Genomic DNA, 14,628 nt, shown 5'->3' on the forward strand with positions numbered 1-14,628 from the left:
TGCAAATTATCTGTACTTTGGAGGTTTCTATGTTTTCTTTTCTTCGCAGAAAACCTAAATTCACCGTCCGCGTCAAGGACTATGAACAGGATAAACTGGTTGCAGGAATGTCCGTCACTACCAGCAAAAATCGTCTGCAAAAGGATGTTTCCTCGCTGCAAAAACGCTTCCAAAACAAGCGGGACAAGCTGGAACACCTTTCTAACCCCAGCGGTACGATTGTCGTCTATCGCCAGCCTGACGACAAAGGATATTTTTCCTATTTTGTCGGTGACCTGGTAGACAGCTGCCAGCAGGACGAAAACTTTGAAGTTGTTACCCTGCCTGCCGGAAAATATGCTCATATCAGCGTCGATTTCAAGGTTCCTTCCGACCTGACGCTGGCTGTCGCGAAAGCAAAATACTTTTTCTTTCATAAGTGGCTTCCGGACTCCGGCTATCAAGTCATCGGTGACATCGAATCTATCGAACTGTACGACCGCCGCAGTAATATCGGACTGCCGTCGATGGATCTGATCTTCCCTGTTGAATCTATCCAGAAATAAATTTCTGTATAACAAAAAAGAGAGGAAATACCAATGGTATTTCCTCTCTTTTATTTTGCTTATTGTGCGGATTCTCCAACCCAGCTTTCACGGGTTTCCAAAACCGCCTTGTTTTGTTTCAGGCTTTGTGGAACATTGATCACACGCTGATTCCGGCTTCCGCGAAAACGCAGCTCCAGCGTCCGCTCCTCCAGCACAAACCGGCCGTCGACTAGAATGTCGATGTTTTCCAGCAGAGTTCGCTGCTCCGGCGTTCCATTCATCAGTTCCTCAAAGGTATACCCGCTGTACGACGCCACCTCATAGCCGTGCTGATGCAGCAGCTTGGCAAGCTCTGCATGTTCCAGCGGCTGTGCAAACGGCTCGCCTCCCGAGAAGGTAACTCCTCGGATCAGTGGATTTTTCTGAACCATCTCCAGAATCTCCTGAGGTTCTATCCGCTGGCGCTCCTCAAAGGCCCAGGTTTCAGGGTTCTGACATCCAGGGCAGTGATGCGGGCATCCCTGGCAAAATACCGTCAGACGGATGCCAGGGCCATCCACAATGCTTTCACCGATGATTCCTGCTACGTTGATCTTCATTTATCTGCATCCACAGGAAAGACCATGTTTTACGCGGTCATGCTCTTCCGCTTTCTTTGCATCGTTCCATTTGTCCATGGTTCCGACCAGGTAGCCGGTGATACGGCGGATTCTTTCAAAGCTGACATCTTTTCCTACGGTAGACTGTTTCTGCATAGCGGACATCGTTCATTTCTCCTTTTTATCTTTTACTTTATTTCCATTGTGATTATTTGTTTCTATTCAATTCCACGGAAGGTTGGAATATCTGGATACTGTTTTCTCAGCTGTGCCAGTTTTTCTGGGCTGATCGCTTCGCCGTCGCGTCTGCCGCAGCGTGGGCATACATCGCCGATAACACCGACATAGCCGCAGACAGGGTCGCGGTCAACCGGATGGTTGATGGAACCATAACCAATTCCTGCATCGTGCATGCAGCGGACAACCGACTCAAATGCATCCACGTTGTTGGAGGTATCGCCGTCCAGCTCCACATAGCTGATGTGACCGGCATTGGTCAGTGCATGGTATGGAGCCTCTTTGCGGATCTTGTCAAAGGCGGAGATGTTGTACCATACCGGCACATGGAAGGAGTTGGTATAGTAATCTCGATCGGTAACACCTGGAATAATGCCGTAGCGCTTTTTGTCCATGCGGATAAAGCGTCCCGACAGGCCTTCTGCCGGTGTTGCAAGCAGAGTGAAGTTCATCTTCATCTCCTTGCTCTTGCGGTCGCAGTAATCGCGCATGTAACCGACGATCTCCAGACCCTTCTTCTGCATCTCCTCGCTCTCACCGTGGTGATGACCGTACAGTGCGGTCAAGGTTTCTGCCAGACCGATAAAGCCGATCGACAGTGTTCCATGTTTAAGAACCTCGCGCACCTCGTCGTTTGGTCCCAGCTTGTCGCTGTCGAGCCATACGCCCTGTCCCATCAGGAATGGGAAGTTGTATACGCGCTTGGATGCCTGAATCTCAAAGCGATCAAGCAGCTGGTTTGCAACCAGATCCAGCATTTTGTCCAGCTTCTGATAAAATGCCTTTTCATCGTGGTTGGATTCGATAGCAAGACGCGGCAGGTTGATCGAAGTAAACGACAGATTTCCGCGTCCATAGCTGATCTCGCGGTTCGGGTCATAGACGTTGCCCATGACACGGGTACGGCAGCCCATGGTAGCTACCTCAGTTTCAGGATGACCTGGTTTATAGTACTGAAGGTTGAATGGCGCATCCAGGAAGATGTAGTTCGGGAACAATCTCTTTGCACTGACCTTGCAGGACAGTTTAAACAGATCGTAGTTCGGGTCACCTTCGTTGTAGTTAACCCCTTCCTTTACCTTAAATACATGGATCGGGAAGATGCAGGTTTCACCGTGGCCCAGACCGGCATCGGTTGCCAGCAGGATGTTTTTGATTGCCATTCTGCCCTCTGGACTGGTATCAGTTCCGTAGTTGATCGAGCTGAATGGAGTCTGTGCGCCTGCACGGGAGTGCATGGTGTTCAGATTGTGAACAAAGCCCTCCATCGCCTGATAGGTGTCGCGATCTGCCTTTTTAACAGCTCTGCGGCGGGCAACGCTCACCAGACGCTCTGCCTTCTCCTGTGGGATTTTATACTGCTCGCACAGTCCTTCTGCCACGGCAGCATCAAACTCTTTTGCACCCTTTTCCAGACGTGCTGTAAAGCCTGTCTTTTCCCTTGCTTCTGCCAGGATTTTGTCGATGGACTGTTTCTCATCCTCGGTATCCAAAAAGTCCTCCACGCCCTCTGTCAGCTTGTTTGCATAGGCTTTGCGGAAGGTTTTTGCAACACCCAGCGCCATTCCATAATCAAAGTTTGGAATGCTCTGACCGCCGTGCTGGTCGTTCTGGTTGGACTGAATCGCAATGGCAGCCAACGCTGCATAGCTCTGGATGCTCTGCGGTTCACGCAGGAATCCATGGCCAGTCGAAAAGCCACCGTCGAACAGATTGATAATGTCGATCTGTGTACAGGTGGTAGTCAGCGAATAAAAATCAAAGTCGTGGATGTGGATATCGCCCTCACGATAGGCCTTTGCCTGTTCTGGTGTCAGCAGGTAAGCTTCGTTGTAAGCCTTTGCTCCTGCTGTGCCAATCTGCAGCATGCTGCCCATCGCAGTATTGCCGTCGATGTTTGCATTATCGCGTTTGACATCGCTCTGTCTTGCATCCACCTTGGTGATTTCGTCGATGGTTTTCATCAGACTTGTATTTGCCTCGCGGATACGTGTACGGTTTGCACGGTATAAAATATACTGTTTTGCAACCTCGTCAAACCCCATGCGCATCAGTTCCTGCTCAACAATATCCTGGATCTCCTCGATCTTTGGAGGGGTATCCTGATATGTTTCATTAAGACGTCTGGTGACCGCCTCAGCGACCGCTGCAGCTCCCTGTGGCGCCGGATGGCCAGCTGCCTCCATGGATTTTTCGATGGCTGCAAGGATCTTGCCGCCGTCAAAATCGACGATACGTCCGTCCCTCTTAATAACCTGTGTTATCATCTCGATCCCCTCTTATCTTCAAATTTTAAAATTTCTGTATAAAAAACTTTTTTGGATTTTCTCTGTGTCTGTGACCAGATATACCCTTTGTATTGCCGCTTTTATCTATACTTTGTGTCACCTCGTAAGTTATACCACTATATCTTGGGTTTGTCAAGCGCTTGAAAATCAGAGCAAATGAAAGAAAATCTATGATTTTTGCTGTTTTTCTCCCCCTATGCCCTTTACCCTGCTTTTTCAAGAAATCCAAGATTTTGGGTTTGGTACAAAAAACGCCGGATTTTATTGGGAGCTTGTGACAACCTCCACAAGAATACCTTATTAGTATAGTTTGCCTTTTCCACTGCTCTTTTCACAAACTCTCCCCATTTGTTCCACCGTCCGTTTTGCCGCATTACATACTGTATAAATGACCAATCCAGTCGAATGTTTTACTTTTTCTTGTATGGTGAAATTATCGACATTTCTCGCTCACCTTTTGCCAAAATCGCAGAAGGTAAGCGAACCCGCAGCAAAGTGTGCGTGTATCAAGGACAAATTTAGGGAAAGATGAGCAGCAGAGACGACACACAAAAAAACAGGGACAGCAGCTGCCTGTCCCTGTTTTATGTTGTTTAGGATGGATTGTACTATACTGTAAATTTATCAATGATAGAAACAACGATTGTCAGGATGAAGAAAATCGCTGTCAGAATCTTTGTTCCCTTTACAAGCATAGCGTCTCTGGTTCTGCCGTAGTTGCGGTTGACAGCTTCGGACTGGCCACCTGTCAGCGCAGACATACCTCTTTTGCTTTCCTGCATGGAAACCAAAATGATGACCATAATGGATGCAAGAATCAGAACAATACCACAGATGATATCAATTACGCCCATTGTAAACCTCCTAAAGACGAAGATCGAACAGGAAAACTCCGCCAGCGCAGACTTCTCCCGCATCATAACCTAACTTGATTATCATATCATAAGATGTCGTGTTTTTCAAGTATTGAAGCCATTTTTCAAAAAGAAAATTCAAAAAAGGAAATCTATCTGTATAAAGCTCTGTCAGATGCGCAAACTATAACTGTTTCACCCATTCCTTGTTCGATAGAACAGCGTTTGCGGGAGGCCGATCCCTTTGGGGCGGCACCCCATGGGGAAACAAAAAATCCGGTCATCACTCCTTTTCCTGTTAAACTAAAAGCGAGGATACCGGTAAAAAAGGACCGGTATCCTCTTTCCATCCGGCCTCCCCTGCAAACGTGGGAGCGGCTGAGCAGGCGATGTAGAAAATACAGCGTCAGGAACAGAGATGCAGGTCCTTTTTTCTGTCAAAAAGGACCTCTTTTTTGATGGATTTGTGCCCGTTTTACTGGAAAGACTTGACTTCTAATCTAAAATATTGTATCATATTTGGGTGATTATATAACGTTTCGCCGCTGTGGTGGAATAGGCAGACACAAGGGACTTAAAATCCCTCGGACTAACATCCGTACCGGTTCAAGTCCGGTCAGCGGCACCAAAAAACAGGACACCCTTTAGGGGTGTCCTATTTTTTTATGTTTTGGAACGGACTCCAGGCTGAGCCTGGACGCAGTTCGCGTTTTCAAACTGTGCAGAATTTCCTCTTTTCCACTCGCGCTGTTACCTATTCTTTTTTCAAATCTTTTTCTTCCGCAGGCTGAGCCTGCACCCTATTCGCGTCTTGGGTTCGTCTGACACGCAAAAGAGAGCTCGCGTTCCGACCATCATCTTTATCAAACCTTTTTCTTCCGTAAGCTGAGCCTGCACCCTATTCGCGTCTTGGCTTTGCCTGACACGCAACATAGAGCTCGCGTTCCGACCATCATCTTTATCTAACCTTTTCTTCCGCAGATTGAGCCTGCACCCTATTCGCGTCTTGGCTTCGTCTGACACGCAACAGAAAGCTCGCGTTCCAACCATCATCTTTATCCAACCTTCTCTTCCACGAGCTGAGCCTGCACCCTATTCGCGTCCTGGTCTTATCTGACGTTAAAAACAACCAACACAAAAGGTTTTCTATCCCAAAAACACCCAAAACATAATCTGCCTATCAGACAATTATCTCACAAAGAAAGTCCTTTTCCCAAATAGCTTGCCTGCATTTTTTCAATAAAACTGCCGGATATACCAAAACGCCCGTACTCTTTTGAGTACGGGCGTTTTGGTGTGATCAAGCAAATAAGCCGGGTTCTGTTATGATGACAATCTATCTAGACCGGCGATCGCTCGACGGTTCAAGCCACATAGACCGATGACAAAGTCGTTCGAAGGAGCGGCGGGCCACCTCTGCCTTCTGCGGTCACGGTGTTGCTTCGGATAGGGTTTACATGGCAGTGCAGTCTCCTGCACCCCGGTGAGCTCTTACCTCGCCTTTCCACCCTTACCGGAAAATTCCGGCGGTATCTCTCTGTTGCACTGTCCCTAAAGTCGCCTTCGGCTGCCGTTAGCAGCTATCCTGCCCTGTGAAGCCCGGACTTTCCTCATGCACAGGTCTCCCTGTGCCCGCTGCCATCCTGCTTGGTCACCCAATGATTATATCGTATTTTATCCGCGCCGTCAATCCTTGCCCTGCAATTATGGTCTATTCCTCCTCGTCTTTCTCGACGGTGAATACCTCCTCAATGGACACTCCAAAGACCTCTGCAATGTTCCACGCCAGCACCAGCGAAGGATTATATCTTCCCTTTTCCAGATTGCCGATCGTTTCTCTGCGCACGCCTACCAGCTTTGCCAGTTCCTCCTGCTTCATGTTGTGGCGGGCGCGCAGTTCCTTGATGCGGTTTTTAATCATCCTGCAACCCCCTGCTCTCTTTAAATCCGTAGTAAGCCGAGGACAAGGCATAAACCGCTACCGAAACACCCCATCCCAGGGTACAGCCGGACATCAGTGCCTGACTGCTGGGCATTCCTACCAGAATTGCAAACAGTACTGCAGCTGCCATCGACAGCATCCCAAACACAAAACCTCTGGCTGCAGAACGGCTCATATACCCTTCCAGCATCTCATCCGAGGGAATAAAGAAATACTGAAAATCCACGGCAAAGGCAAAAAACGCCAGAAAGCTCCGCTCTTCAGTAAAAACTCCAATGAGTCCCAGCAGGGATAAAAAACCTAAGTATCCATACAAATTCTTCTTTTTCATTCTTGTTTCCTCCTTTTGTTATGTGGTGTATTTCTCTCTTTATGATATAAATATACCACATATTATTTTTTTGTCAAGAGGTAAATTCCTTTCCTTTGCATTGAAATCTCCCTTTTTTGGGTTTATAATAAATCTTGTACTTTTTGTCGGTACTGTGCAAAAGCACGATTTTCTTAGAAAGGAAGTCAGCAATCATGAGCATTCACAACCCATATCTTCAAAAAATATATCAGCAGGTCTGCGACCGCGATCCCAACCAGCCCGAATTTTTAAACGCAGTGATGGAGGTTCTCTCCACTCTGGAACCGGTGATAGAAAGACACCCCGAGTATGAGGCTGCCGGTCTGATGGAGCGTCTGGTCGAGCCGGAGCGCGCCGTACAGTTCCGCGTCGCATGGCAGGACGATCAGGGCAAGACCCAGGTCAACCGTGCTTTCCGCGTGCAGTTTAATTCTGCCATCGGTCCATATAAAGGCGGTCTGCGCCTGCACCCAAGCGTCAATTTGTCGATCATCAAATTCCTCGCCTTCGAGCAGATCTTCAAAAACAGTCTGACCGGACTGCCGATGGGCGGCGGCAAAGGCGGCAGTGACTTTGATCCCAAGGGCAAGTCGGACGCAGAAATCATGCGCTTCTGCCAGAGCTTCATGACCGAGCTGTCCCGCTACATCGGACCGGAAACCGACGTTCCTGCCGGTGATATCGGCGTCGGTGCCCGTGAGATCGGCTACCTGTTCGGCCAGTATAAACGCCTGCGCAACGAATATTCCGGCGTGCTCACCGGCAAGGGATTGACCTTCGGCGGCTCGCTGGTCCGCACCCAGGCCACCGGTTATGGTCTGCTCTACTTTGTACAGGAAATGCTCTCGGTGATGAAGAACGACTCGGTCAAGGATAAAATCACCGTCATCTCCGGTTCGGGCAACGTTGCCATCTACGCCGCAGAAAAGGCACAGGAGCTGGGCGCCAAGGTGGTCACCCTGTCCGACTCCAACGGCTATATCTACGATAAAAACGGTATTCAGCTGGATATCGTCAAACAGATCAAGGAGGTTCGCCGCGGACGCATCCGCGAGTATGTCGAGCAGGTTCCTACTGCCGAGTACCATGAAGGCAGCCGCGGTATTTGGAGAGTTCCATGCGAAATCGCTCTGCCTTGTGCCACCCAGAATGAGCTTCTGCTGGAGGATGCAGAAAAGCTCATCGCCAACGGTGTCAAGGTGGTTGCCGAAGGTGCGAACATGCCGTGTTCGTTGGACGCTGTCGCTGCTTTCCAGAAGGCAGGCGTCCTGTATGCTCCTGGCAAGGCTGCCAATGCCGGCGGTGTTGCTACCAGCGGTCTGGAGATGTGCCAGAACGCAATGAAATACTCCTGGAGCGCTCAGGAGGTCGACCAGAAGCTGCATGACATCATGGTCAATATCTTCCACAACACCTACAATGCCGCCAAGGAATACGGCAAAGAGGGCAACCTGCTTGCCGGCGCCAACATTGCAGGCTTTGAGAAGATCGCACAGGCGATGATGGCTCAGGGCGTGCTGTAAACAAGTTTCTAAAAAACAACAAGGACGGTTCGGGAAATTCCCGAACCGTCCTTTTCTATGCCTGTTCTCTTTTTCTGATCGGAAGCCAGACTTCAAAGGCAGCATTTTCTGGGTTAGGCGTCAGATATGCCTCAATATCAGGTGCGTCTGCATACTCATAACCGGAAGATGGCAGCCACTCAGCAAAGATGCGCTGTTCCAGTTCTCGAATTGCCTCTGGCATTTTTCCCGTACCCGAAAAAACAGCCCAATCCGATTCCGGCACATCATATTTTTCCATCTCTTTGGGTACATCCTGCGATGGCTGAGAAGCTACCGCAATATAGTACTTCCATTCATTGTTCATCATCCCGCAAACACCCAGTATTCCGTTGGGATGTTGATCCGACCTAGTTATTATTTCTGAAAGACGCGCTACAACACCCGTCGTCACTGCTTCGGTCCACATCTGAGGAATAATCTCTGCGTTATCTTCCATGGAAGCACCGACCACACGACCGATACCCACCACCTGAAACGCAGGTTTATGCTCCATACGATATTCCATTTGTTCTGCCCCCTTGATGGTAATCTGGAAATAAAGACGTGGATAGGCTTTGAGGGAAACTCCCTCTTTTTTTGCTTCAGAGGGAGCTACTCCATGCACCGCTTGGAACGCACGGTTAAATGCTGTCGGCGACTCATAACCATAGCGCAGAGCAGTGTCCAGAACTTTTTCTCCCATTCGCAGATATTGCGCTGCTAACGTCATTCTACGGCGACGCAGATATTCCGATAATGACATCCCCGATAGATAGGAAAATATTCTCTGGTAATGATATACTGAACATCCGGCCATCCGTGCAACCTTTGCAAGGTCCAGTTCTCCCTCCAGATGTTTCTCAATCTCATCCAATGAACGATTCAGTGCTGACAGCCAATCCATTTTTCTCCATCTCCCTGTACATAGTATAGTTCCATCGGCAGAGAAAAACCTCTCATCTGGCAAACATTTTATGGTAGATCGCTTACACCTGCGCCATCTTCAAAAAGTCACCTCTGGACGGCAGCTCCTTTGCCATATAGCGGTGATCGTCCTCCAGCGTTCCCTCTTCATAGATGGTCGCCTCCGATACAACCGATCCCTTGGTCAGCTTCATCACCTGAATTCCCTGCTGATCCTTGGTCGCTTTGGCCTGCAGCAGTCCCGTCGGCAGAATCAACATCCTCCCGTTGCTGGCGGTCATCAGCACCTTGCCGTCTTCCCGCAGGCACAGGGCTGCACTCAGCTTTTCCTTGGTGCTGTACGCATTGACCAGTTTCTTTCGGTTGGTTTTGGTTTCATAGGCGTTTAAGTTTACCTTTGCCACCTTGCCGTTTTCAAAGAAAAACAGCATATAGCCCACAAAATCCGGTGTCACTGCCATATAGACAGCACTTTCGCCCTCATCCATTCCCAGCTTGGCAGGAATAAAGTCACCCAGGACGCTCGCTTTGGTGTCCTCAAACTCGCTGGCTTTGGTCTTATAGACCTGTCCTTTGTCGGTGAAAAACAGCAGATTGTCGGTGTTGTTTCCTTCGACGTGCTGAAGGATCTCGTCTCCTTCTTTGAGGTCATGTTCGCTGGACATCCGGTAGGACTGCGGTGTAATCTTCTTAAAATATCCCTCGCGGCTGAAGAAAAGATTTACCGGATAGTTTTCGACGGCACTTTCTTCGGTAAAGGACTGTACATCCTCCTGCATCAGCAGCAGGCTCTTTCTGGGCTGTGCATAGTTTTTGATTACCTTTTTAAGTTCGTCAATGATAATCCGGTTGATCTTCTTTGGATCGTCCAGAATCGACTCCATCTCGCTGATTTCCTCGCCCAGTGCGCCGACCTCCTCGGTGCGCTTGAGGATGTATTCCTTGTTGATGTGGCGCAGCTTAATTTCCGCCACATATTCTGCCTGCACCTCGTCGATGCCAAAGGCAATCATCAGGTTTGGAACTACTTCCTCCTCCGACTCGGTCTCGCGGATGATGCGGATGGCTTTGTCGATATCCAGCAGAATCTTCTTCAAGCCTTCCAGCAGGTGCAGCTTTTCCTTCTTCTTGTTTAAGTCAAAATAGACTCTGCGTTTGACGCACATCTGGCGGAAGGCAATCCACTCCTGCAGCAGCTCACGCACACCCATCACCTTTGGTGTGCCTCCGATCAGCACATTGAAGTTGCAGGAGAAGCTGTCCTCCAATGGGGTAAAGCGGTATAGCTTCTGCATCAGGGTATCGGGATCGACGCCGCGCTTGAGGTCGATTGCCAGCTTTAAGCCGGAAAGGTCGGTTTCGTCGCGCATATCCGAGATTTCCCGCAGCTTGTTCGACTTAATCATATCGACCACCTTGTCCAAAATCGCCTCGGTGGTGGTGCTCGGTGGAATTTCGGTGATCTCAATGCAGTTGCAGCTCTTGTCGTAGTGCCATCTTGCCCTTACCTTAAAGGAGCCTCGTCCGGTGCGGTAGATCTTGTCCATCTCAGCTGCATTGTAAATAATCTGACCGCCGCCTGGAAAATCCGGTGCCGTCAGTGTAGTGGAGATTTCGTGGTTCGGGTGCTTCATCAGTTCGATGGTGGTGTTGCACACTTCCTCCAGGTTGAACGGACAGATCGAGCTTGCCATACCGACGGCGATACCGGTGTTGGCATTGACCAGAATCGACGGGAAGGTCACCGGCAGCAGGGTCGGTTCCTTGAGCTTGTTGTCATAGTTGTCCACAAAATCGACGGTGTCCTTGTCAATATCCCGAAACAGTTCCTGACAAATCGGGTCGAGCTTGACCTCAGTGTATCGGGAGGCAGCAAATGCCATATCGCGGGAATAAGCCTTGCCGAAGTTTCCTTTGGAATCGACATAAGGGTGCAGCAGCGCCTCGTTTCCGCGGGAAAGGCGCACCAATGTTTCGTAGATTGCCATGTCGCCGTGAGGATTGAGCTTCATTGTCGAACCAACAACGTTTGCCGACTTGGTTCTTGCTCCGCTGAGCAGTCCCATCTTGTACATGGTGTACAGCAATTTGCGGTGGGAAGGTTTAAAACCATCAATTTCAGGAATCGCCCTGGATACAATGACGCTCATCGCATAGGGCATGTAGTTTTTTTCCAGTGTACTTGTGATCTCCTGGTCGATCACCTCGCCGGCGTGTTCAATATACGCCTTTGTGTTGGTCGAATGGGAAGATCGTTCCGTTTGTTTTTTCCGTGCCATAGTTCCTTCCTTTTCTGATGATAACATTCCGTTTTTCGCGCCGAAGGCGAACAAAAGTTTTCGTCCACCTTTTTCAAAAGGTGGTGGGGGTACGGGGGCAACGCCCCTGTGATATTGTATATCCGATTATTCAAAACGTTAGAGACTGTAAAGCCGTTTCGATGCTGCCGCACGTCAGTGCGCGGGCACACAGCGTGTGCCACGCAAGCTAGAGCGAATCGAATAAATAAATTCTGCCTATCTTCGCGCCGAAGGCGAACAAAAGTTTTACTCAATTTTTTTCAAAAAATTGCGGTTTCCAAAGGCAGAGCCTTTGGTCGCTCGTCGCAACGAGCGAAAAACCTTTATAGTTGAAGCGCATTTTTGAAAGTGTGAAAACGGAGCTTTGCTCGGTTGCCGAAGGCAATTTTGCCCGATCCTTTATGGGCAAAAAGAGCAAACTCCTGATTGAAAACTTGTTTTCAATCTCCTTTTCTGCAAGAAAAAAAGTTTTCACAAGTTTCCGTTTTTGCACAAACTAACCTCAAAAATTATCCAGTGGATGATTTTTGAAGGTAAAAACTTATACTTGAATTTCAGAAATTTTCTTATAAAAAATTTAACAACAAGATGTGCGAAGATTCAGTAAACCAAAAGCAGATTTCTACCGCCGAAAATGCGCCTGACGATAAGAGTTGAACAAGTTCAACTCGAGTATTTCGCACTCTGCGGAGTGCGCCCAAAGGCGTTGCCTCTGGACACCACGAGCTTTTTGTAAAAAGTTCGACCAAAAACTTCATTATTTCTCTGGCGAAGTCTTACGTCAAGCCGATGCAAGCTCAACCTGCTTATGATAAATCCAGCTCATCCAGGTACTGCGAACCGTTCTCCGCAATATAAGCCTTTCTTCCCTCCAGATTGTTGCCCAGCATCAAATCAAACATCGCCTCGGTGGCATGTGCATCCGCCGGAGACACCTTTATCAGCCTTCTTGTCTTAGGGTTCATGGTGGTCAGCCACATCATATCCGGTTCGTTCTCACCAAGACCTTTCGAGCGCTGCACATCGACCTTCTGTCCGTCCAACTTCTGCAAAATTTCCGCCTTCTCTGCATCCGAATAGGCAAAATACGTCTTATCCTTGCAGCGAATCTCAAACAGCGGTGACTCCGCGATATAAACATATCCCTTTTCAATTAGGGTCGGAGTCAATCGGTACAGCATGGTCAGAATCAAAGTTCGGATCTGGAATCCATCCACATCGGCATCGGTACATATAACCACCTTATTCCAGCGCAGACCATCCAGATGGAAAGTCGAAAGTTCCTTGTTTGCTTTGGAGCTGACCTCCACACCACATCCCAAGACTTTAATAATATCGGTGATAATCTCGTTTTTAAAGATTTTATCAAAATCCGCCTTCAGACAGTTGAGGATCTTTCCTCGAACAGGAATGATCGCTTGGAATTGTGCATCTCGGCCTAATTTGCAGGCACCCAGCGCCGAATCACCCTCTACGATGTAGATTTCACGTTCGTTTACATCCTTGGAACGGCAGTCTACAAACTTCTCCACACGGTTGGCAAGATCAATCGAACCTGCCAGCTTCTTTTTGAGGTTCAGCCTTGTTTTTTCCGCATTTTCACGGCTGCGCTTGTTAATCAGCACCTGCTCGGCGATTTTGACCGCCTCGTCTGGATTCTCAATAAAATAGACCTCCAGCTGACGCTTCAGGAAGTCGTTCATTGCTTCATAGATAAACTTGTTGGTTATTGCCTTTTTGGTCTGATTTTCATAGGAAGTCTGGGTCGAAAAAGAGGAAGAAACCAGCACCAGACAATCCTCGACATCCTGAAAGGTAATCTTGCTTTCGTTCTTAAGATATTTACCGTTCTGTTTTAAATAGCCGTCAATTTTGGAAACAAATGCCTGTTTGACCGCCTTCTCCGGTGAACCGCCATATTCCAGATGGGAGGAGTTGTGGTAATATTCCAAAAACTTGACCCGATTGGAAAAGCAGCAGGCAACCGACAATTTCACTTTATAGTCGTCCTTATCCTCACGGTCGCGTCCGCGCTGTTCAGTTTCCCAATACTGGATGCTGGTGAGGCTCTGATCTCCCACGATCTCCCCTACATAATCGACGATACCATTTTCATAGCAGAAGCTTTCCTCGGTAAAGCTGCCGTCCTCCTGCTCTACCCGCAGTAAAAACTGCAGTCCTTTGTTGACGACCGCCTGTTTTTTCAATATATCCCGAAAATAATCGGTAGGAATCGCAATATCGGTAAATACTTCCAGGTCAGGTTTCCAGCGCTGACGGCTGCCCGTTTGCTTTTTGTTTGTTGGTTCCTTTTTTAGTCCGCCAACATTTTCGCCCTTTTCAAAATGGAGGTTATAGCAAAATCCATCGCGGTAGATTTCCGCATCGAAATATTCGGAGGAATACTGGGTTGCACACAGACCAAGACCGTTGAGTCCCAGAGAAAACTCATAACTCTCACCGTCATTGGTATTGTATTTACCGCCCGCATACAGTTCACAGAATACCAGTTCCCAGTTAAAACGCTGCTCTTTGGTGTTATAATCCACCGGTATTCCTCGTCCAAAATCCTGCACCTGAATGGAATGATCTCTCCAGGTGGTCACGATCACTCGATTGCCAAATCCTTCTCTGGATTCATCAATGGAGTTCGAAAGAATTTCAAAAACAGAGTGTTCGCATCCTTCCAACCCATCAGAACCAAAGATGACACCCGGACGCTTTCTGACACGATCTGCTCCCTTCAATGAAGAGATACTTTCATTTCCATATCCCTGATTTTTCTTTGTTGCCATGATAGCCTCCTGTATTGATTTTGTCACACTATTTTAATCATAACACATTTTACACTTGATTGACAACTGTACTTTTGGACGAGATCTTGTTTTTATACGAAAAAAGAAGCCAGCGCAGTTTTGCACTGACTTCAAAACAAGTTTAAAACAAGAAAAAACAGTTGGTAAATAACTTACCAACTGTTTTTCTGGAGCTGATGACGAGACTCGAACTCGTGACCTCATCCTTACCAAGGATGTGCGCTACCACCTGTGCCACATCAGCA

General features: G+C 48.3%; 11 protein-coding genes, 2 tRNA genes and 1 other RNA gene. 3 read left to right on the forward strand and 11 right to left on the reverse strand.

What is annotated here, in order from left to right:
• Positions 1 to 29: 29 nt before the first annotated feature.
• The gene (locus Q0L39_RS04430) at positions 30 to 545 is read left to right on the forward strand and encodes a GyrI-like domain-containing protein (protein WP_296627127.1); all 516 of its coding nucleotides are present in this window, start codon (positions 30 to 32) and stop codon (positions 543 to 545) included.
• Positions 546 to 604: 59 nt separating this feature from the next.
• On the opposite strand, the gene nrdG is transcribed toward Q0L39_RS04430, so the two are convergent.
• The 4 genes from nrdG to secG form a co-directional block, all read right to left on the reverse strand.
• Complete coding sequence (nrdG, locus tag Q0L39_RS04435; RefSeq protein WP_296627128.1) at positions 605 to 1,126, reverse strand: anaerobic ribonucleoside-triphosphate reductase activating protein; 522 nt, start codon at positions 1,124 to 1,126, stop codon at positions 605 to 607.
• Positions 1,127 to 1,291: an anaerobic ribonucleoside-triphosphate reductase gene (gene nrdD, locus Q0L39_RS04440; protein WP_296627129.1), complete on the reverse strand. Its 165-nt coding sequence runs from the start codon at positions 1,289 to 1,291 to the stop codon at positions 1,127 to 1,129.
• Positions 1,292 to 1,344: 53 nt separating this feature from the next.
• Complete coding sequence (locus Q0L39_RS04445; RefSeq protein ID WP_296627130.1) at positions 1,345 to 3,630, reverse strand: anaerobic ribonucleoside triphosphate reductase; 2,286 nt, start codon at positions 3,628 to 3,630, stop codon at positions 1,345 to 1,347.
• Between the two features lie 629 nt (positions 3,631 to 4,259).
• On the reverse strand, positions 4,260 to 4,505 hold the full coding sequence (secG, locus tag Q0L39_RS04450; RefSeq protein ID WP_296627131.1) for a preprotein translocase subunit SecG: 246 nt from the start codon (positions 4,503 to 4,505) through the stop codon (positions 4,260 to 4,262).
• Positions 4,506 to 5,046: 541 nt separating this feature from the next.
• Between secG and Q0L39_RS04455 the strand changes: the two genes are divergently transcribed.
• A tRNA-Leu gene (locus tag Q0L39_RS04455) sits at positions 5,047 to 5,133 on the forward strand.
• 665 nt (positions 5,134 to 5,798) lie between these two features.
• On the opposite strand, the gene rnpB is transcribed toward Q0L39_RS04455, so the two are convergent.
• The 3 genes from rnpB to Q0L39_RS04470 form a co-directional block, all read right to left on the reverse strand.
• Positions 5,799 to 6,159: RNase P RNA component class A (rnpB, locus tag Q0L39_RS04460), an RNA gene on the reverse strand.
• A gap of 57 nt (positions 6,160 to 6,216) precedes the next feature.
• Positions 6,217 to 6,426, reverse strand: a complete 210-nt coding sequence (locus tag Q0L39_RS04465) for a helix-turn-helix transcriptional regulator (protein WP_296627132.1) — start codon at positions 6,424 to 6,426, stop codon at positions 6,217 to 6,219.
• Positions 6,419 to 6,778: a DUF3796 domain-containing protein gene (locus Q0L39_RS04470; RefSeq protein ID WP_296627133.1), complete on the reverse strand. Its 360-nt coding sequence runs from the start codon at positions 6,776 to 6,778 to the stop codon at positions 6,419 to 6,421. The genes Q0L39_RS04465 and Q0L39_RS04470 overlap by 8 nt, the downstream gene beginning before the upstream one ends.
• Positions 6,779 to 6,972: 194 nt before the next feature.
• Between Q0L39_RS04470 and gdhA the strand changes: the two genes are divergently transcribed.
• Positions 6,973 to 8,322, forward strand: a complete 1,350-nt coding sequence (gene gdhA, locus Q0L39_RS04475) for an NADP-specific glutamate dehydrogenase (protein ID WP_296627134.1) — start codon at positions 6,973 to 6,975, stop codon at positions 8,320 to 8,322.
• Between the two features lie 55 nt (positions 8,323 to 8,377).
• Here the strand turns inward: gdhA and Q0L39_RS04480 are convergent, their stop codons facing one another.
• From Q0L39_RS04480 to Q0L39_RS04495, 4 genes are all read right to left on the reverse strand, one after another.
• Positions 8,378 to 9,247, reverse strand: a complete 870-nt coding sequence (locus Q0L39_RS04480) for an AraC family transcriptional regulator (protein ID WP_296627135.1) — start codon at positions 9,245 to 9,247, stop codon at positions 8,378 to 8,380.
• An 82-nt stretch (positions 9,248 to 9,329) separates the two neighbouring features.
• The gene (locus Q0L39_RS04485) at positions 9,330 to 11,546 is read right to left on the reverse strand and encodes a DNA gyrase subunit A (protein ID WP_296627136.1); all 2,217 of its coding nucleotides are present in this window, start codon (positions 11,544 to 11,546) and stop codon (positions 9,330 to 9,332) included.
• Positions 11,547 to 12,373: 827 nt separating this feature from the next.
• Complete coding sequence (locus Q0L39_RS04490) at positions 12,374 to 14,362, reverse strand: toprim domain-containing protein (protein WP_296627137.1); 1,989 nt, start codon at positions 14,360 to 14,362, stop codon at positions 12,374 to 12,376.
• Positions 14,363 to 14,551: 189 nt separating this feature from the next.
• Positions 14,552 to 14,627 (reverse strand) — tRNA-Thr (locus Q0L39_RS04495).
• Position 14,628: the final 1 nt, after the last annotated feature.

The sequence above is a fragment of the uncultured Negativibacillus sp. genome (assembly GCF_944388365.1).
Classification (GTDB): Bacteria; Bacillota; Clostridia; order Oscillospirales; family Ruminococcaceae; genus Negativibacillus.

Coding starts and splice junctions, on each gene's coding strand:
- Q0L39_RS04430 (WP_296627127.1), top strand. CDS start 30: ATGTTTTCTTTTCTTCGCAGAAAACCTAAATTCACCGTCCGCGTCAAG.
- nrdG (WP_296627128.1), bottom strand. CDS start 1,126: ATGAAGATCAACGTAGCAGGAATCATCGGTGAAAGCATTGTGGATGGC.
- nrdD (WP_296627129.1), bottom strand. CDS start 1,291: ATGTCCGCTATGCAGAAACAGTCTACCGTAGGAAAAGATGTCAGCTTT.
- Q0L39_RS04445 (WP_296627130.1), bottom strand. CDS start 3,630: ATGATAACACAGGTTATTAAGAGGGACGGACGTATCGTCGATTTTGAC.
- secG (WP_296627131.1), bottom strand. CDS start 4,505: ATGGGCGTAATTGATATCATCTGTGGTATTGTTCTGATTCTTGCATCC.
- Q0L39_RS04465 (WP_296627132.1), bottom strand. CDS start 6,426: ATGATTAAAAACCGCATCAAGGAACTGCGCGCCCGCCACAACATGAAG.
- Q0L39_RS04470 (WP_296627133.1), bottom strand. CDS start 6,778: ATGAAAAAGAAGAATTTGTATGGATACTTAGGTTTTTTATCCCTGCTG.
- gdhA (WP_296627134.1), top strand. CDS start 6,973: ATGAGCATTCACAACCCATATCTTCAAAAAATATATCAGCAGGTCTGC.
- Q0L39_RS04480 (WP_296627135.1), bottom strand. CDS start 9,247: ATGGATTGGCTGTCAGCACTGAATCGTTCATTGGATGAGATTGAGAAA.
- Q0L39_RS04485 (WP_296627136.1), bottom strand. CDS start 11,546: ATGGCACGGAAAAAACAAACGGAACGATCTTCCCATTCGACCAACACA.
- Q0L39_RS04490 (WP_296627137.1), bottom strand. CDS start 14,362: ATGGCAACAAAGAAAAATCAGGGATATGGAAATGAAAGTATCTCTTCA.